The following is an 18,011-nucleotide window of genomic DNA, read 5'->3' as shown; positions in this document are numbered from 1 at the left end:
TAAGAACATGGACCCTATCGCGCCACCCGATATAACGATACGCCCTTCACCATGCTTTCGGGGTTCCCCGCGAGTTGTGGACATGTGCTCTGCCTCACGCTGCTTGCGTGAGTATTTTTGTATCTCTTTGGCTGGTGGCCCGGAGGTTGTCCTCGAACTCCACTGGTGGGACGATGCCGAGGCTCGTGTGTAGGCCTCTGGTTGTATACGGCCTCGGTCTGAAGCGGCCGCGGCATGAACGAGACCTAGTTTCGCTTCGGGCGATGACTTATTCCACGCTCTACGCGGCATCCCAATCCCCACTCCCTTTGAAGGATTCGCAACGTTCGTTAGAAACCGCCAGTATTTGAACGGCCGAGGTTAACGTGAATGTGTCCGCGACCGGCCCGGTGGATCTGGCCGGTTGCTCATGGCTCGGGTCAAATGACGCCGCGCGTTGTCCCGGCTACAGCCCGTGACCGCGACGACCTCATCGAGCATCTGTCCCCGAGTCTTTTCGTGGCCTTGGCGTACTGGTTGGCGTATTTGCGCGTGATCTCGTACTTTGCTGACATGGTCAACCTCAACGTTTCCATACCGTCATGCCTCCAGTTTTCGCGGGCAAAAAACATATGAGGCATGGAACCCAATTCACGGGCCTTTTACGTGAGGCTAGTCGGACCATGGAATCTTGATCGCAAATGTGATGTAATACAACCAACGGATCAATGGGGGCCGCTTTTTGAAGGGAAACGCAAAGATGAGTTTTCAATGAATTATGGGAGCAATCCTAGTTACAATTGCACTTAGTGTCACTGGTGCGATCGCCGGGCCGACAACGGAAGCGTCTGCCAAATCAGCAGCGGTTAGCGGCGTCGTCTCCGAATATCTGCGACAGTACTCCACTTGGCGCACAAAGACGCCTGGCGGTGGAGTAACATTCAACGGAACCATTTCGAAAGCATATTGCTGCTTCGGAAGCCTCCGGCTGGGCGAACGGTACTTGGACGATCGGACTTCGCAGCCGCGGCGGTAGTCAATTCACACGTCTACAATTCAAACCTTATAGCGGCAAAGGGCTCTTCCCATACACTTCCGGAGTTACCCAACGCACGGAGTTTGCCCTCAACACAAAGGCGACAGGCATGCCAGCATCGGATGCCTATGCCAATTTTTCTGGCACGTTGACTTACTGATTACGGAAGGATGTATTTTACCATGCGTACGATACACAGGTTGACCATTATTGGAGTCGCTACGCTGGCGATCGGCGGGGTCGTGGGAACCCAGATCGCCGGGGAAACTTCAGCTGACGCATCAGAACAGGCAAAAGTGGACTCCTCTCAACCGCAAAGCGAGGAAGAACTCAGAACTGCTGCCATTGGCGAGCTCGAGGAGAACAAGACTGTGGTCATGTCCCAGCAGAGTTCAGAACGTACCGAAGCAGCCGCAATTCTCACGATGCCCACTGGCGTAGAGTTTGGAGAGCCAGAATCATTTGACGAAATCGACTCCCAAATCGCTGCGCTTAAATCGGGAGAGCTGAACCCATCCACAGACGAAGCTGGTGAGGACAAGCCCACTCTTCTCTGGTATGAAGACGGTTTCTTCGCTTCGCTTATGGCTATAGATTGGAAATGTGGTTGGCTTTCTACCGGAATTAACCAGGTGAAGGACGGGGACGCGGCAGAAGTGCAGGAAACTGTGGATATGCTCCATTGGTTTACCACCACCGAGTATGCTTCGATGTTTCCTGATTATGAAGAGTTCCTGACTTACAGCGTGGATCCACTCCTCGACGGGGATACAACAGGCGCAGAAGAATACCTGCCTAATTGCCTCCCAGAAACGATCGCCGAGTAAGCCATTCGTCCTTGCGTTTTGAACCGTGCTTATGACTGGCTCTCAAGCCAAATCGGAACTCAGCTCCCGCTAGAATCGAACCTTATTCCCGTTCGGGCTTGGCAAAGGGACCGGTTTTACCCGCGCGCGAATCCGTGACCTTCTCGGCCAGCGCGGCCTCAACAAGCGTCTCGCGCACCGCCTTACGCTCCGGCTTACCGATCAAAGAATGCGGGACCTCGTCCACCATATGCAGCTGGCGCGGCAACGCGTAATGTGGCAACTCCTTCTCCAGCGTGGCCCGCAACCGCTTCAAATCCGGGTTCTTCCACGCCGCTTTAATCACCGCGGCCACTTCTTCACCAGTTTCAGGATTATCAGTTCCGACGACGACGACGTCCTCCGCACTCGTCAACCTCTTAATAGCTCCCTCAACCTGCGAGGGGAAAATATTGAAACCTGATGTGATGATGAGGTCCTTGGAGCGATCCACAAGGTAGAGAAATCCGTCGTCGTTCCGAACAATATCCCCCGTACGGAACCATCCATCGTAAAAGGCGGCCTCGTTCTCCTCCGGGGCGTCAAGATAGCCGTGGAATACCTGCGGACCCTTGACCAAAAGCTCGCCGGGCTCACCATCTAGAACATCGCGGGCCAAATCTTCCTGATCGGCCAACCGGACATCCATGTTCGGGAACGGCAGGCCCAAGCAACCGGGACGGCGCTCAGCAGAAAGCGGGGAACCGGCAAGAGTGGGCGACGTTTCGGACATGCCGTAGCCCTCAATGATGTACGCGCCGGTCCTCTGCTCCCACGCCTGAGCAATCCCGGGCGCCAACGACATCCCGCCAGACACCGCATACTTGATGGTCGAAATATCCACATCGTCCTCGATCGCCTTCTTACAGATACGATCAAACATCGGCGGCACACCTAAGAAGAAGGTGACGTTACGGCGCAGGTGGGCTTGGAGTGCGAGCTCAGGGCTGAATGTGGGCAGGATGATCTGGCAGGCGCCGATTGCCACGCCACAGCACAGCAGGAAGCTCATGCCGAACGCGTGGAAATATGGCAGAAGAGAGAAGAAGGTTTCTGAGGCGCGATCCAATTCGTACACCCAGAACAGGTTCTGGTTAACGTTCACGCGGATATTGCCATGCGTGAGAGGCACGGATTTCGGGATGCCGTTTGTGCCCGAGGAATGAAGGATCACCGCCGTATCCGTGGAGGTGACGGAGGCATCGGGGCCTTTGTAGGCGGTTGCGGTGGCATGCGCTTTGTCCCATGAGCGGGTGCCGCGAGGGGTTGAACCGCGCATTTGCTTGCGAGTCTTGCGGGCCTTGGCAACCGGAAGGCGGAGCGCCATTCGCATTTTCTTCGGCAGTGGGCGGGAAATGTCCACCGTCATAATGTTGCCGGGGGCAATTCCGGCCTTCGTGAGCGTGCCTGCCGCCTTTTCCCATGCGAGGCAGAGGCGCCCGCCGTGGCGCTCGATCTGTTCCTTCATTTGCGTGGCCGGAGCGAGCGGGTTGATCTCCGCTACAATAGCGCCCAGCCGCATCGCACCGTAGAAGGCGATGAGGTGCTGCGGGCAATTCGGCATCGCGAAGGAGATGATATCGCCCTTCCGGATGCCGGCCTCGGCGAAAACCTGCGCAGCCTTCAACGATTCGTCCAGCAGCTCGCGATACGTCCACTGACGAGCAAAGTAGTCAATGGCTGGGGCCGATGGCCACGCGCTGGCACTGTGCTCAAGCAATTCGAAGATCGAGCCTTCCGGGACCGGCACCTCAAACGGAACCCCCGGTTCGTAATGAGAATGTGCCTGATCGATGATGCGTGAAAAGCTCGTTGTGCTCACTGCGTTGCTGCCTCCAAAAACCTTGCGATGCATTCATACTATGCGCGCAGGTGGGGCGGCGGCCAACTGGGGTGGAACAACACCTATCTGAGGATGGTTACGGGACGAGGGGCTGGCGCTCCCCCACGTGGTGGTGGCCGAGCGGCAGCATGAGCGGGCGGCCCGATATTGGATCCTCGATGATGCGGCTTTCCATACCGAACACTTCGCGAACCATTGCTTCGGTGAACACCTCGTTTGGATCGCCGGCACAGTACACATTGGAGCCTGCCATGGCCACGAGGCAATCAGCGTAGCGCGCCGCCAAATTCAGATCGTGGAGCACCATAACAATGGTGGTTCCTCGCGTTTCGTTGAGGTCCGTTAGAAGATCCAAGACTTCGACTTGGTGGCTCACATCGAGGAATGTGGTGGGCTCATCCAATAGCAATAGATCCGTATCCTGAGCCAGCGCCATGGCGATCCAGACGCGCTGGCGCTGACCGCCGGAGAGTTCATCGACCGGGCGATCCGCCAGCTCGATTGTGCGTGTGACTTCGAGGGCGTTGGCCACGGCTTCATCATCCTGCGCGTTCCAGCGTGAAAAGACACCCTGATGCGGGTTGCGGCCACGGCCCACGAGGTCACTCACGGTGATCCCCTCGGGCGCGATCGGGGATTGTGGGAGCAGCCCAAGGGTGCGGGCCAGCTCCTTGGCGGGCATCTTATGAACCTGCCGTCCGTCCAGCAGCACCTGACCCGTTCGTGGCGCGAGCAGACGGGACATGGAGCGAAGCAGCGTGGACTTCCCGCAGGCGTTCGCGCCAACAATAGCGGTGATCTTGCCAGCGGCTACCGATAGGTGAAGGCCCTCGATCACCGTGCGCTCGCCGTACGCAAGCGAGAGCTCGGTGGCTTCTAACGTGTGCGCATTGGCTTCGAGAATGTGTTCAGAGCTCATGGAGAGCCTCCTGATCCTGAAGGTTTGAGAAGGGGCCGGATAAGAAGCGCGTGATAGTCCAGTTCACAGCGGGCGTCCAGCGCAATCGAGATGAAGCGGTGTTCAATCTACCTGATGCCACGTTCACAGCGAGCCTCCAGCGCGATTGGTTCGGATGATGAGGTACACGAGGTAGGGGGCGCCGAGCGCTCCGGTCACAACCCCAACGGGGTAGCGCGCCCCAAAGGCGAACTGTCCCACCAGATCCGCGAGCAATACTAATAACGCCCCAACCAGCGCCGCGGGAATCAGTGGCGATCCGTGCGGTCCCACGATTCTTGCGGCGATGGGTCCAGAAAGGAACGCCACGAAGGCGATGGGACCAGCCGCGGCAGTGGCAAAAGAAATAAGGCCAACGGCCGCCACGATGAGGATGATCCGCGTACGTTCGGTGCGCACGCCTAGAGCTGCGGCCGTATCGTCGCCCAACTGAAGCATAGATAGATTCTTGGATTGGCTCACGAGAATTGGGGCGAGCACCACCAACACCAACAGGACCGGCAGCACGCTATCCCACTTGGTGCCATTCAGGCTTCCGGTCAGCCAACGCATAGCCTCTTGGAGTTCCCACTGCGGAGCCTTCGCCAACACATAGGACGTCACCGAATCGAGCATCGCCGCGATCCCAATCCCAATGAGGATGAGGCGCGTGCCGGAAACACCGCCGCGGTAGGACAGCAGGTAGATGATCATCGCCACGCCCAGTCCCGCCGCAATCGCGAACACGGACACCCGAGTCCCGCTCCAGCCAAGGATCACGATCGAAAAGGCAGCGGCCGCACTGGCGCCCGAGCTGATTCCCACAATGTCCGGGCTGGCCAGCGGATTACGCAGCATGGTTTGGAAGGTGACGCCTCCCAACCCGAAGCACACGCCAGCAATCACCCCGAGAACCGCACGGGGCAGCCGCAGCCGCCCCACTGTAAAGGAGGCGCCCTGAACATCTTGCCCAAGGATCACTCCAATAACCTCGCGGGGAGAATAAAAGGTGTTCCCTACCATGAGGGTGAGCGCAAAGACGCCCACGATAAGCACTGCGAGAACCGCGAGAATGATGTGGCGCCGGCGGTCTCTGGACCTGCGCGTCTGGCGCACTTGGGACACCGCTGCGCGATGCTCGTTTGTGCCCGGGGCCGCTACTACGAGTGCAGCCATCAGCACTCCTCCCACTGATTTAGCGGATACTCGCCTAGGTCAGGCGGGCACTCGCGGAGGTTAAGCGGATACTCGCCGATACGCGGAGCTACTACTTCTGCAGCCATCAGAGCTCCTTAACCTTTTGACGGCGGACAATCCAGATAAAGAATGGGGCACCGATGAGCGCCGTAATGATGCCAACGTCCAGCTCATCCGGACGGGCGATAATTCGCCCCGCAACATCGGAGGCCGTCAACAAGATGGCGCCGCTCAGCGCTGAGAAGGGGACAAGCCACCGATGATCCACGCCGATGAGGAGCCGGCACAGGTGAGGAACCACAAGCCCCACAAACCCAATGGGCCCAGCAACAGCAGTGGCCGCCCCGCACAGCAGCACGGCCCCCAACGCTGAAAACGCACGAGTCACCGCCACGTTTTCCCCGAGTCCCGCCGCCAGCTCATCGCCCAATGCCAGAGCGTTCAGGCTTCGCGCACTCACAAGCGAAATAAGGAAACCAACAGCCAAGAACGGCACAACCTGCGAGATCGCCTCCGTGCTGGCACCGCCAACTCCCCCGATCTGCCACGAGCGCACGCTTCCGGCGATATCACCGCGCGGCAGCACAACGGCGCTGATGAAGGAGGACGCAGCCGCGGACACCGCGGCACCCGAGAGCGCAAGCTTGAGCGGAGTAGCTCCCCCGCGCCCCATGGACCCGATCACGTACACGAACACGGCGGTGAGCCCAGCTCCGACGATGCCCGTCCAGATGAACCCCGTATACGTCCACAGCCCGAAGTAGGCCATGCCCACCACAACGGCCAGCGAGGCCCCCATGTTCACCCCGAGAATTCCGGGATCGGCTAGCGGGTTGCGGGTCACGCCCTGCATGACGGCACCGGACACGCCCAGCGCTGCCCCAATGAGCATCGCGAGCGCCGTCCGCGTGATGCGCTTGGAAACGGCAGCCTGCCCGAGCCCGTCCGCGGATCCACCAAGCGCAGCCACGATATCGTCTAAGGACACGGCCCTTGACCCAATCGCTACAGACGCCCCGGCCAGCACCACAAGAACCGCGATAAGCACCAGCAACCAGAACACGCGAATCCGCGCCGAGCGCTGCACAATAGCAACACTCGACGCGGACGGCTTAACGGCCTGAGCCACTCGCTATTCTCCTACGGCTTCGGAAAGCTCCTTAACGTAATCGTCAAGGACCCATGAAATGGACAGGGGCGTGGGGTTGGCCGCCGTGCCCATCGGGCCGGAGCCATCAAGGAACACGACCGAATCGTTGGCGATTGCCGGCATCTGGGACAGAAGCGGATCGGCCTTCAGCACGTCCACAAGTTCCTGATCGCCATAGGTGACGATAAGGTCCACATCATCGAACATATCAACCTGTTCGGCGGAAACACTTCCAGAGAACTCGCCGGAAGCCGATGCCTCTTCAACAGCCTTCGGCGTTGTCAGCCCAAGATCCTCAAAGAACGCCGCACGCGTATCGTTCGCGGTGTAGAAGTTCACCGTGGAAAGATCCGTGGTATCAACGTGGGTCACAAACATCGTGGACTTACCCTCAAGGTTCGGGTAATCCGCGATGGCACCATCGATTTCTTCCTCTAGATCACTCACCAACTGCTCGCCCTCAGCTTCCATGCCAAGGCCCTTGGAGTTGTACAGAATGACATCGCGCCACGATGTGCCCCATGCGGTCTCAGGGTAGGCAACAACGGGGGCGATCTCGCTCAGAGTGTCATAATCTTCCTGTGTCAGGCCCGAATAGGCGGCCAGAATAACATCAGGCTCCGTGTCAGCCACGGCCTCAAAATCAATGCCATCGGTTTCATCAAACAGCACGGGGGTCTCTGCGCCCAGTTCATCCAGCTTTTCGTCAACCCAGGGAAGGACGCCATCGCCGTCGTCGTCCCCAAAATCAGCGGAAGCCATACCAACGGGAACTACCCCGAGCGCGAGCGGAACCTCATGGTTCGCCCAATTAACCGTGGCCACCCGCTCCGGCTTGGACTCGATCGTAGTGGTGCCGAAGGCGTGTTCAATCTCGATCGGGAAATCCTGATCGGAGGCGGCCGGGCCGCTGGAAGCGGTGGCATCGCTCGTGGAATCGTCATCCGACGAGCAGGCGGTCAGCGTGAGTGCCAGAACTCCAGCCGAAAGTGCCGCAAGGAGTCGTTTCATGTGGGCTCGCTTTCACGGGCTAATCTGGACTTATTCCAAATTAGTTAGGTAAGGGTTACCTGATGATTTTAGGCCAGCCTGAACGGGGTCACAACGCTCCGGGGGACGTAGGTTAGTGGGGCTTCACACAGCGCTCGCGCAGCTCTCGGCTTGCGTTGTGTGAACGATATTTAGCGACGACGGCGGTGCCCCCGATGCTCCGAAACCGGGCCACGTTCGGCCCCAGTGGTTGAGAGGGGCGGCGGGTCGCGCCGGTCGCGGCTGGCCTGTAACCTAGGTCACGGAACTGGACGTGTGGACTCTCTGTTGAGCACGCACGCTCGTTCACAATAACTCTATGCACGAACACACCACGACACACGCCAAGGAGAGACGATGGCAGACGCACGCGAACAGATCGAAGCAGGCCGCACAGCACTCGGGATCGAATTCGGTTCCACTCGGATCAAGGCATGCCTTGTGTCCAGCGCCGATCCGGCCACCGTGCTAGCGGTAGGGACGTTCGATTGGGAGAACTCGCTGGATGGGAAGCTGTGGACCTACCCAATCGCCGAGGTGTGGGAAGGCCTGCAGGGCGCCTACGCGGATTTGGCCCACAACGTGGAAACCACCCATGGAGTCACGCTCACCACGATCGGGGCGATCGGCATTTCGGCAATGATGCACGGCTACCTCGCCTTCGATAAGAACGATGAACTTCTAGTCCCCTTCCGTACGTGGCGTAACACCAACACGGGCGTGGCCGCGGCTGAACTCTCCGAATTGTTCGGCGTGAACATTCCGCTGCGATGGTCCATCGCGCATCTGCATCAGGCGATTGTGGATAGTGAGCCCCACGTGCCCACCATCGATTTCGTGACGACCCTTGCCGGCTACGTGCACTGGCAGCTCACCGGGCAGAAGGTGCTGGGCGTTGGTGATGCCTCTGGCATGTTCCCGATCGCGGCGTCAGGCGATTCCTACGATGCGCAGCTGGTTGCCCAGTACAACGAGCTCGCCGGCGATCGCCTCCCAGCCGCGAGTCTCACGGATCTGTTCCCGAAGGTTTTGGGGGCGGGGCAGGCCGCGGGCGCGCTCACGCGGGACGGCGCCAGGCTTCTCGATCCGACGGGTGCGCTTCAAGCTGGCATCCCACTGTGCCCCGCCGAAGGTGACGCCGGTACGGGAATGGTGGCCACGAACTCCGTGGAGCCACGCACCGGTAATGTCAGCGCAGGCACCAGTATCTTCGCGATGGCTGTGCTTGAGCACCCGCTCGAAAACCAACATCACGAGCTGGATCTGGTGACCACCCCGGCAGGCGATCCCGTGGCCATGGTGCACTGCAACAACGGCGCCAGCGAGCTTGACGCGTGGGTGCGGCTGTTCATTCGCTTCGCCGAGGCCGCTGGCTCCCCCGTCACCCCCGATGCCGCATTCGAAACCCTGTTCCGCGAGGCGCTGGGTGGGGCGGCCGATGCCGGTGGCTTGCTGGCCTACAACCATTTGGCCGGCGAACCCGTGGCCGGAATGGAGGAAGGCAGGCCCGTATTTGTGCGGACCACCGGGAGCGATTTCACGCTGGCCAACACGATGCGCTCCCACATCTATGGAGTGTTCGGCACGCTAGCGCTGGGCATGCGCGTCCTCGATTCCGAGGGCGTGAAGCTGGATCGCATGTACGCCCACGGCGGATTGTTCCGCACCGCCGGGGTGGCCCAGCGATTCCTCGCCGGCGCGCTCGGGACCTCCGTTGCCGTAGCCGAAACTGCGTCCGAGGGCGGGGCGTGGGGCATCGCGGTGCTCGCCGCCTATCTGGATTCGGGCGCTGGCGAGCCACTCAGCGAGTACTTGGCCGGTAGCGTTTTCGCCGGAGCCCCAGTGACGGTTGCAGATCCGGTGAAGGACGACGTCGAAGGCTTCGCCTCCTACCTCGATCACTACCACAACGGACTGGCGGTGGTGGCCGCGGCCGTCGAATCCGTGTAGCAGATTCAACCTGCCACTGGACCGGTTATGTGATCGTTGGACCACCTTTGCCGTGTTGGACTACTTATGTGATCTTTGGACATGGCATACCTCGTCCATGCGCGCCATAACCGGTCCATATGCGCCGTAACCGGTCCAAGGTGGGAACCGGCGTCGAGGAGTGGCGGGAAAGGAGAAGCGGGAAAGGAGAAGAGTGTTAGGCGCGGAGCTCTTCGGCTTCTTCGGCGGCTTCGAGCCACGCCTCCTCCAGATCAGCGATCTGACTCTCTAGGGCCGAAGCTTCCCGCGACGTAGCCGCGAGCGCCTCAAAATCCCCGGATTCCGATTCTGTGGCCTGCCTGGCGTGCAGCTTGTCCAGCTGAGAACGGGCCTTGTTGAGCTTGCGCTCGATGCGACCCGCCTCCTTTTGTGCCTCACGCGAGCGTGCAAACCGGGACGGTCCAGATGGCTCGCCCTGTGCGGTATCTGAATTGCTGGAGGTGGCGTTGTGGGAGGGGCCGCCGTCGTCGCCCTTATCGGCGCGCAGCGCCAAATACTGATCTATACCACCCGGCAAATCGCGCACATCTTGATCCAACACGGCCATCTGGCGATCGGTGAGGCGCTCCAGCAAATAGCGATCGTGGGAGACAACCACGAGCGTTCCGGGCCACGAATCCAGCAGGTCCTCAACGGCCGCGAGGGTATCCGTGTCCAAATCGTTCGTCGGTTCGTCCAACAGCAACACGTTAGGTTCGGCCATGAGCAGGCGCATGAGCTGGAGGCGGCGGCGCTCACCACCGGAGATTTCGGCAACGCGTGTCCAGGCGCGCTCGCGGGTGAAACCCATACGTTCGACCAGCTGGGTGGCGGTGATTTCCTTTGTGCCCACGTTCACGCGCATCGCGATATCCGAGACGGCCTCCACAACCCGCTTTTCGGAGACCTTCTCCAAATCGCGCGTGTCCTGATCAAGAACCGCGAGCTTGACGGTTTTCCCGCGCTTAACGTGGCCGCTCTGCGGTTCGAGGGCGCCGGAGATCACGCCGAGCAGTGAGGATTTTCCAGCGCCATTGGGACCCATGATTCCTAGGCGCTCGCCGGGAGCCAAACGGAGAGTGACGTTGCGCAGGATCGGTTGAGCTGCGCCTCCCGGATAGGCAAAGGTGATGTTCTCCAGATCGATGACCTTCTTGCCGAGGCGCGAGGTGGCCATCTTGGCCAGTTCCATCGTGTCGCGTGGTGCTGGTTCGTCCGCGATGAGGGCTTCGGCGGCATCGATCCGGAATCTGGGCTTGGAGGTGCGGGCTGGGGCGCCGCGGCGCAGCCAGGCCAGTTCCTTGCGGAGCATGTTATTGCGCTTTTCGGCGGCCAGGGCACTCTGGCGTTCGCGTTCGGCGCGCTGAAGGACGTAGGCGGCGTATCCGCCCTCGTAGGTTTCCACGTGGCCGGGGCGCGGATCGCGGCCTCCCGGGCCATCGTTGCCGGGCACCACTTCCCATAGGCGCGAGCAGATAGCGTCCAAGAACCAGCGATCGTGGGTGACCACGACGAGGGCGCCGTTGGCGCGCGAACTAGTGGCGTGTGAGGCGCGCGAACCACTACCGCCGGCACCGTGTGAGCCAGTACCACCTGCGCCAAATCGCTCGTTCAGGTAGCTGGCCAGAAACGTGATGCCGTCAATATCTAGGTGGTTCGTTGGCTCATCGAGGATCACGATGTTGGCGTCCTCGCACAGGGTGGCCGCAAGCGCCACGCGGCGGCGCTGGCCTCCGGAGAGTTCACTGACGGCGCCGTCCAGCGCAATATCGGGCAGGAGGCCTTCGTGCAGGCGGCGGATGTGCGTATCGCTTGCCCACACGTGGGTGGCATCAGCCCCGTGGATCACCTCTCGCACGGTCGCGCCCTCAGGGAACGAATCGGCTTGGGCGAGTTCGGCGATGCGGACGTCGCGCTGGCGGGTGACTTTGCCAGTATCGGGAGCAATCCGGCCGGTGATCATGCCCAAAAGCGTGGTTTTTCCGCCGCCGTTCGGGCCAACTACGCCAATGCGGACGCCGTCCTCCAGATTGACGGATACATCGCCAAGAATCGGGCGGCTACCGAGGGTAATTCCCGCCTGCTGCAGCCCAAGAAGATGCGCCACTCAGATAGCCTCCGTCACGCGGGCGCCGGCCACAGGGCCATTTGCTCGGATGATCCCGTGTTCAGGGTTCTCCGTGCGCAGGGCATTGGCGAGCGAATCGGCGGCCCCGAGCGAATCGCACAGTAGGGCGATCGTGGGGCCGGAACCCGAAAGAATGTGGCCTGCGCTCCGCCCCTCCACGGACTTCATGAGATCGCGGAGGTCCGGACGTAGGGAGAAGGCCGGGGCTTCCAGATCGTTGATCATGTGTGAGATGGCGGCGGCTGAATCGCCGGCGGCGAGTGCGCGCTGCAAGTCTAGTGTGTCCGGAACAAGGGTGTCCGGGATCCTCGTGTAGCCCATGATCTGGTCAAACTCCGCGAATACTGCGGGTGTGGAAAGGCCTTCGGGCGAGGTGATCATGACCCAGAAATGGTGAGCATCCGCGTTAATGGGAACTAGCCGCTCCCCGCGCCCCACCCCGTGAGCCAGCCCGCCCAGCAGAGCAAACGGCACGTCCGATCCCAGCTGGCCCGCAATCTCCAACAGATCGCTCTGGCTGGCCTCGCACTCCCAGAGTTCATTGCAGGCAACGAGCGTTGCCGCCGCATCCGCGGAGCCGCCGGCCATACCACCGGCCACCGGAATCCGCTTCTCCAGATCGAGATGGGCGCCCGCTGTGCCGCCAAAGCGCTCACGGAGAACCAGGGCGGCCTTGACCGCGAGATTTTGCTCATCCGTTGGAAGTTCCTGCGTTGCTCCGCGCACGCTCACGGTGATCTCGGAGGGAGCGTAGGTGGCTGATACTGACTCATACACATCCACCGCCTCGAAAATCGTATCGAGCGGATGAAAGCCATCGGTTCGTGGCGGTCCCACGCGTAATGCGAGGTTCACCTTACCGGGAGCGGAAGCAAAGACTTTGTGCACAGATCGAGTGTAGTAAGAAATAGGGCTCCGAGCCGAACTGGGTGCCAAGATTCACCCTCCGGCACGGGGCACAATTGAGATTTACGGAGCCATCACACCCTCCGGCCATCACATCCGTTTGCAGTGCGCCACCGCTCGCAGCGTGCGCCTACGCTCACACGCAGACTCAGGAGCCCTCACACGACCGGCGGAAACTCATCCAACCCAAACACGGCTTCAACCGGGACCTCGAAGTACCGGGCAATCCGGAGCGCCAGATGCAGCGACGGCGCGTATTCGCCGCGCTCCAGATACCCCATGGTCTGGTAGTGGATGCCAAGCGCATCGGCCAGCTGCCGCCGGGTGATCCCGCGGCTGGCCCGGAGCACGGCCAAGCGATTACGTACCGGCTCCTCGTGGCGCGGACTCACGCGTATCCCTTCGTTGCCACGCGTTCGCGCGAGGCCATGAGGCTGCCAACGGTTTCGCGGCTCATGCCGCTACGCAGAACTCGCGACACTAGCGCAAATCCAACAATCGTCCACAACACAATCACAGCAACTCCCAGAAGCGGCTCGAATGATCCGGTTAGCTCCGCGGCCCCCGCCTCCGAGGGAAGAAGGGTCCACCGGCCAAGGTGCGCCATCCAATAGAGCGGCGTCACTCCGATCACCCACTGTAGCCAATCGGGATAAAACTCCAGTGGGAACATGGTTCCCGAACCCGCATACAGAAGCATGAATGCACCCATACTGATGAGAAAGCCCCACGTGGAACGCACGAGCGCTCCGGCAATCACACCGATCGGGAAGAACGCGACGTACGAGAGAGCAAGCAACCCAAAGAGCAAGATATACGCAGAGACTGAATCCGGACGTATGCCAGGAATCATCACCATTGCAATCAGGATTGTGAGCCCGCCGGTAACCATGAGGTACACGAACGTGACCACGAGTTTGCCCAGCACCCACGCACCTGTCCCATTGGGCATCATCCGTAGCCGCAGCAGGGTGCCAGCGGTCCGCTCCGTCTGCATTTCGCTCATCACGTTGAACCCGGCAAGGGCGCCAACCACTCCAATCATCCCAGCGATTGCCCAGCTACCGGCCTCCATGATCGCGCCACCATAATCAGCATCTGAGAGGAAGAACCTCACCGCGATCACCAGAAAAAGCGGCGAAACTACCACGCCAAGAAATGCTGGCGTCAGGAAGCTGACGCGTCCATCCGCGCGTGCCTGGCGCATTCCTGCGCGTATCGTTTGCGAGTTCATCGCGTTCCTCCGATCGTTTCCGTGGGTTCGGATCCGGCCTGGCGTACGGCCTCGGCTTGGCGTACGGCCTCGGCCCCGTTTTCGGTTTCAACTTCAGTTTCGATGCGACTTCCGGATTCGTTTTCGTCTTCAGATTCGACGTAGCTTCCGGATTCAGCCACAGTGCCCGCAACGGCTGACGTCCCGCGCCACACGGCGGGCCCCGCATGTTCGGGATCGAGCAGCGCGAGGTAGGCATCCTCCAGTGAACTCCGGCGCACCTCCAGATCGCTTACCCCACCCTGATTCAGAATCTCGCGAACGAATTCCTCCGGCGCCTCGGCCACGTGGACGTGCGCCTCACCGCCCTGCCGCCACGTCACTTCCGCGTTGCCTTCGACCTGCGCGCGCAACCAGTTCGGGGATCCCTCGGCCACGATGCCACCCTCATTGATAATGACGATCCGGTCCGCAATCCGATCGGCCTCGGCCAAATCGTGAGTTGCCAAGAGAAGGGAGGTTCCGCTATCTATTTGATCGACGACGACGTCATGCACCGCCCTCTTCACCGCCGGATCCAACCCCGTCGTCGGCTCATCAAGAACCAACAGTTCGGGCCTGTTGATCACGGCGGCTGCTAGATCGAGGCGACGGCGAAGCCCGCCGGATAGGTTGAGCAATGGCTTATCCAGATGATCGTTGAGGCCAAACGTTTCGGCAAGCTCATCGACCGTGCGGAGCTGTGTGGATTCTTCGTAATGGGCACGCACCCATTCCAAGAACTCACGAACCCGCCACTTCGGGTGGTCCTGTCCGCCCTGAATGGCAATGCCAATCTTGGCACGCCATCTTTCGTCCTGTCCGCGGGCCGGATCCTGTCCCAAAACGCTCACGTCACCTGCATTGCGGGAGACGAATCCAAGGAGGATCTCAATCGTTGTTGTTTTACCAGCGCCGTTTGGTCCGAGTAGGGCCACGGCTTCGCCGGGTTGAATTTCTAGATCGAGCCCGTCGAGTACCTGATTGGCCCCATAGGCCTTTCGTATACCCGTGGCGGAAATGACTGCCATGTTGCCGTCCTAGGTTGGGAGTTCGGAAGATGTAGTAGTCGAGTGCTCAAAAGATGTAGTACTTATGCTACATCTGAAACGATAGCATAAGTACTACATTCAGTATAGGAAATGCGATCTTTGACTTCGCTCACCGAACTCAACCTTCCGTACATAGCCGTAAAGCGATATCATCGCTGCATGACGATCATTCAGGATTGGGCGCAGCCCATCGATACGCCCTCCACAGAGGCGTACGCGCACCTCTTCCACACACTCGGTGATCCCACGCGCCTTGCCATCGTTGAGCATCTGGCCTCCGGCGAACACCGTGTGCGAGACTTGCGCGAGCACATGGGGCTCGCCCAATCCACTGTGAGTAAACACGTCAGCTACTTAGCCGAATGCGGACTGCTGACAGCACGCACTGAGGGACGGTCAACGTGGTACTCGCTCGCAGATGCGGATCTGCTTCGCTCCCTCATTTCCGCGACCGAGAAAATTCTCGAGGCTACCGGCAAGCCGGCACGGCTCGGCCCACACCTGCACCCCATCAACGAATCTGGAGCCGAGGTGGAATCCGGTGTTCCAGACTCGGCCAGCACAATCGGCACCACGACGAGGCGCACCGAATCGGCGCGAACGTACGGAAGGAGGTAACAATGGCACACAACCACAGCCACATTGCAGAAAGTGCGGCGGAAGGCCAACCCGGAGATCATCGCAAGCAACTCTGGATCGCTCTGTCCGTCAGCGCAACAATCGCCATCGCGCAGGCCATCGGCGCTTTCACCACGGGCAGCTTGGCGCTTCTGACAGATACCGGTCACGCGATCGTGGACGCTTCGGGGCTCGCTATTGCTCTCGTGGCAGCAACACTCATGCTCAAACCCAGCACGTCGAAGCGTACGTGGGGATTCCGCCGGGTTGAGGTAATTGCCGCACTCGGTCAGGCGCTCGTCCTTCTCGGTGTGGGAACCTACGCCGCGATCGAGGGGATACAACGCCTGTTCGCTCCGCCGGACATTCCTTCCAGTGAGATGTTGATCTTCGGAATCATCGGGCTGAGCGCCAACGTGATTGGCATTCTCGTGCTAGCTGGCAGCCGAGGCGCCAATCTGAACATGCGGGCGGCTTTTTTGGAGGTCCTCAACGATGCGCTGGGTTCGCTCGGAGTAATCATTGCCGCCATTGTCATCAAAACGACGGGTTTCCACGCTGCTGACGCAATAGCGGCGCTTCTTATCGCCGCTCTCATCATCCCCCGCGCCATCACACTTATCCGCGAGAGCTTCCGCATCCTCATGGACTTCACACCAGCAGGTTTGGATTTGGATCAGGTGAGGAGCCATATTCTTGAGCTGGAGCACGTGGAGGACGTGCACGATCTGCACGCCACCACGGTTGCCACTGGGTTACCCACTCTCACGGCACACGTGGTGATTTCACAAGGATGCTTCACTGATGGTCACGCAGAAGAAGTTATTGCCAACGTGAAGGACTGCGTCGCGCACCACTTCGACGTGCCGATCCAGCACTCAACCATTCAGGTCGAAACCGCACGTACTGCCAGCGAAGAACCGGAGATCTCCAAGCACTAATTCTCAGAATCTTCCAGAAGCCACCCGCCCAAGCGGCTCACCACTTGCTCCTCGATGGTATTGATGAGCCCCGCAGAATCGTTGGCCCATGGGACGTAATGGAACTCGGCCCCGCCGGCTCCAGTGAAGGTCTCGCGATTGAGGATGTTGATCTCCTCAAGGGTTTCTAGGCAATCGGCCATGAACCCTGGGCAGATGACATCCACGCGCCGCGTCCCGTGAGCCCCCAGCTCCTCCACCGTGTCGATGGTGGCCGGCTTCAGCCACTCGGACGGGCCAAATACGGACTGGAAGGTCACCATCAATTGGCCTTCTGCAAGGCCAAGGCGCTGGCGTACAAGATCAGCCGTAGCCTCGCACTCGTAGCGGTAGGGATCACCTGCATCATGCATAGCACGCGGAATCCCGTGGAAGCTGGTGATCAGCTTATCCCCTGCGGCGAAATCGGGCCGCCCCGTTTCCTCCCACGATGATTCGATCGCACCCACCACAGCATCGATGTAGGCCGGCGCCTCGGGGAAGGAGCGCACCGTCCGGATCTCAAGCTGGTCGCGCGCCGCGAGTGTCCAGCGCGCCACCTCATCAATGACCGTGCCGGCGGACGAGGCCGCGTACTGCGGGTAGAGCGGGAACACGAGGACGTTGCGAAAGCCGTCCTTGTACAGGCGGGTCAGTTCACTCTGAACACCGGGCTTGCCGTAGCGCATGGCCACACGAACCTCAACACCAGCGCCTAGCCGCTGGGCCAGCTCCTCGCCCTGACGCACTGTCCAGTGCATCAGTGGCGAGCCTTCCGGGTACCAGATGGAGGCATACTTTTCCGCCGAGGCCTTAGGCCGCACCCGCAGAATAATCCCCTCGAGAATGGGACGCCACAGTGCCGGGTTCGTTTCCACCACGCGACGATCGCTCAGGAACTCGCGAAGATAGGGACGCACCTTCGTAGAAGTCGGGGCTTCGGGAGTACCCAGATTCACGATGAGCACGGCTGGCCGTGTATCAATTTTCGGGCCCCTCGTGGGTTCGGCCGTCGGTTGAGCTGAGGAATCTGAGGCGCCTTGTGTCATAGCCTCCACCTTATCGCTCACCTCCGCCAAAGATGAAAACGAGCCCGCGCCGCCACTACTCGC

The 18,011-nt window shown here is 60.4% G+C and carries 15 protein-coding genes; 4 read left to right on the top strand and 11 right to left on the bottom strand.

Annotated elements, in window-relative coordinates; all coding sequences use genetic code 11:
* The first annotated feature begins 1,197 nt into the window (after positions 1-1,197).
* Entirely contained in the window at positions 1,198-1,842 is a 645-nt protein-coding gene (locus ACTHV6_RS06065; RefSeq protein ID WP_441386388.1) for a hypothetical protein, read from the top strand.
* Between the two features lie 82 nt (positions 1,843-1,924).
* On the opposite strand, the gene ACTHV6_RS06060 is transcribed toward ACTHV6_RS06065, so the two are convergent.
* The 5 genes from ACTHV6_RS06060 to ACTHV6_RS06040 all read right to left on the bottom strand — a co-directional run bounded on the left by ACTHV6_RS06060 (position 1,925) and on the right by ACTHV6_RS06040 (position 7,998).
* Complete coding sequence (locus ACTHV6_RS06060) at positions 1,925-3,682, bottom strand: AMP-binding protein (protein ID WP_441386387.1); 1,758 nt, start codon at positions 3,680-3,682, stop codon at positions 1,925-1,927.
* A 97-nt stretch (positions 3,683-3,779) separates the two neighbouring features.
* Positions 3,780-4,622 carry an ABC transporter ATP-binding protein gene (locus ACTHV6_RS06055; RefSeq protein WP_441386386.1) on the bottom strand — a complete coding sequence of 281 codons (843 nt, stop codon included), beginning with the start codon at positions 4,620-4,622 and terminating at the stop codon, positions 3,780-3,782.
* 123 nt (positions 4,623-4,745) lie between these two features.
* Positions 4,746-5,816, bottom strand: a complete 1,071-nt coding sequence (locus tag ACTHV6_RS06050) for a FecCD family ABC transporter permease (protein ID WP_441386385.1) — start codon at positions 5,814-5,816, stop codon at positions 4,746-4,748.
* 106 nt (positions 5,817-5,922) lie between these two features.
* On the bottom strand, positions 5,923-6,966 hold the full coding sequence (locus ACTHV6_RS06045) for a FecCD family ABC transporter permease (protein ID WP_441386384.1): 1,044 nt from the start codon (positions 6,964-6,966) through the stop codon (positions 5,923-5,925).
* Between the two features lie 3 nt (positions 6,967-6,969).
* Positions 6,970-7,998 (bottom strand): iron-siderophore ABC transporter substrate-binding protein, encoded by a 1,029-nt coding sequence (locus ACTHV6_RS06040; RefSeq protein ID WP_441386383.1) that lies wholly within the window; start codon positions 7,996-7,998, stop codon positions 6,970-6,972.
* A 375-nt stretch (positions 7,999-8,373) separates the two neighbouring features.
* Between ACTHV6_RS06040 and ACTHV6_RS06035 the strand changes: the two genes are divergently transcribed.
* A complete protein-coding gene (locus ACTHV6_RS06035) occupies positions 8,374-9,966 on the top strand; it encodes a xylulokinase (RefSeq protein WP_441386382.1) in 1,593 nt (530 codons plus the stop codon).
* A 196-nt stretch (positions 9,967-10,162) separates the two neighbouring features.
* Here the strand turns inward: ACTHV6_RS06035 and ACTHV6_RS06030 are convergent, their stop codons facing one another.
* The 5 genes from ACTHV6_RS06030 to ACTHV6_RS06010 all read right to left on the bottom strand — a co-directional run bounded on the left by ACTHV6_RS06030 (position 10,163) and on the right by ACTHV6_RS06010 (position 15,301).
* Complete coding sequence (locus ACTHV6_RS06030) at positions 10,163-12,091, bottom strand: ABC-F family ATP-binding cassette domain-containing protein (RefSeq protein WP_441386381.1); 1,929 nt, start codon at positions 12,089-12,091, stop codon at positions 10,163-10,165.
* Positions 12,092-13,000: a 4-(cytidine 5'-diphospho)-2-C-methyl-D-erythritol kinase gene (locus ACTHV6_RS06025; RefSeq protein WP_441386380.1), complete on the bottom strand. Its 909-nt coding sequence runs from the start codon at positions 12,998-13,000 to the stop codon at positions 12,092-12,094.
* 176 nt (positions 13,001-13,176) lie between these two features.
* Complete coding sequence (locus ACTHV6_RS06020) at positions 13,177-13,410, bottom strand: helix-turn-helix transcriptional regulator (RefSeq protein WP_441386379.1); 234 nt, start codon at positions 13,408-13,410, stop codon at positions 13,177-13,179.
* Positions 13,407-14,252, bottom strand: a complete 846-nt coding sequence (locus ACTHV6_RS06015; protein WP_441386378.1) for an ABC transporter permease — start codon at positions 14,250-14,252, stop codon at positions 13,407-13,409. The genes ACTHV6_RS06020 and ACTHV6_RS06015 overlap by 4 nt, the downstream gene beginning before the upstream one ends.
* Positions 14,249-15,301: an ABC transporter ATP-binding protein gene (locus tag ACTHV6_RS06010; RefSeq protein ID WP_441386377.1), complete on the bottom strand. Its 1,053-nt coding sequence runs from the start codon at positions 15,299-15,301 to the stop codon at positions 14,249-14,251. Before ACTHV6_RS06010 ends, ACTHV6_RS06015 begins: the two co-directional genes overlap by 4 nt.
* Positions 15,302-15,481: 180 nt before the next feature.
* On the opposite strand from ACTHV6_RS06010, the gene ACTHV6_RS06005 reads away from it, so the two are divergent.
* On the top strand, positions 15,482-15,940 hold the full coding sequence (locus tag ACTHV6_RS06005; RefSeq protein WP_441386376.1) for an ArsR/SmtB family transcription factor: 459 nt from the start codon (positions 15,482-15,484) through the stop codon (positions 15,938-15,940).
* A gap of 2 nt (positions 15,941-15,942) precedes the next feature.
* On the top strand, positions 15,943-16,881 hold the full coding sequence (locus ACTHV6_RS06000) for a cation diffusion facilitator family transporter (RefSeq protein ID WP_441386375.1): 939 nt from the start codon (positions 15,943-15,945) through the stop codon (positions 16,879-16,881).
* Here the strand turns inward: ACTHV6_RS06000 and hemH are convergent.
* Complete coding sequence (gene hemH, locus ACTHV6_RS05995; protein ID WP_441386406.1) at positions 16,878-17,948, bottom strand: ferrochelatase; 1,071 nt, start codon at positions 17,946-17,948, stop codon at positions 16,878-16,880. The two genes, ACTHV6_RS06000 and hemH, sit on opposite strands and share 4 nt — an antisense overlap.
* Positions 17,949-18,011 lie beyond the last annotated feature (63 nt).

Source organism: Ancrocorticia sp., assembly GCF_052089425.1.
Classification (GTDB): Bacteria; Actinomycetota; Actinomycetes; order Actinomycetales; family Actinomycetaceae; genus Ancrocorticia.
The sequence above is the reverse complement of the archived record's forward strand: the minus strand, read 5'-3'. Positions and strand labels throughout refer to the sequence as shown.

What these genes read in the sequence shown, in the direction of transcription:
- ACTHV6_RS06065 (WP_441386388.1), top strand. Translation starts at nt 1,198, where the DNA reads ATGCGTACGATACACAGGTTGACCATTATTGGAGTCGCTACGCTGGCG.
- hemH (WP_441386406.1), bottom strand. Translation starts at nt 17,948, where the DNA reads ATGACACAAGGCGCCTCAGATTCCTCAGCTCAACCGACGGCCGAACCC.
- ACTHV6_RS06015 (WP_441386378.1), bottom strand. Translation starts at nt 14,252, where the DNA reads ATGAACTCGCAAACGATACGCGCAGGAATGCGCCAGGCACGCGCGGAT.
- ACTHV6_RS06035 (WP_441386382.1), top strand. Translation starts at nt 8,374, where the DNA reads ATGGCAGACGCACGCGAACAGATCGAAGCAGGCCGCACAGCACTCGGG.
- ACTHV6_RS06050 (WP_441386385.1), bottom strand. Translation starts at nt 5,816, where the DNA reads ATGGCTGCACTCGTAGTAGCGGCCCCGGGCACAAACGAGCATCGCGCA.
- ACTHV6_RS06000 (WP_441386375.1), top strand. Translation starts at nt 15,943, where the DNA reads ATGGCACACAACCACAGCCACATTGCAGAAAGTGCGGCGGAAGGCCAA.
- ACTHV6_RS06055 (WP_441386386.1), bottom strand. Translation starts at nt 4,622, where the DNA reads ATGAGCTCTGAACACATTCTCGAAGCCAATGCGCACACGTTAGAAGCC.
- ACTHV6_RS06010 (WP_441386377.1), bottom strand. Translation starts at nt 15,301, where the DNA reads ATGGCAGTCATTTCCGCCACGGGTATACGAAAGGCCTATGGGGCCAAT.
- ACTHV6_RS06005 (WP_441386376.1), top strand. Translation starts at nt 15,482, where the DNA reads ATGACGATCATTCAGGATTGGGCGCAGCCCATCGATACGCCCTCCACA.
- ACTHV6_RS06040 (WP_441386383.1), bottom strand. Translation starts at nt 7,998, where the DNA reads ATGAAACGACTCCTTGCGGCACTTTCGGCTGGAGTTCTGGCACTCACG.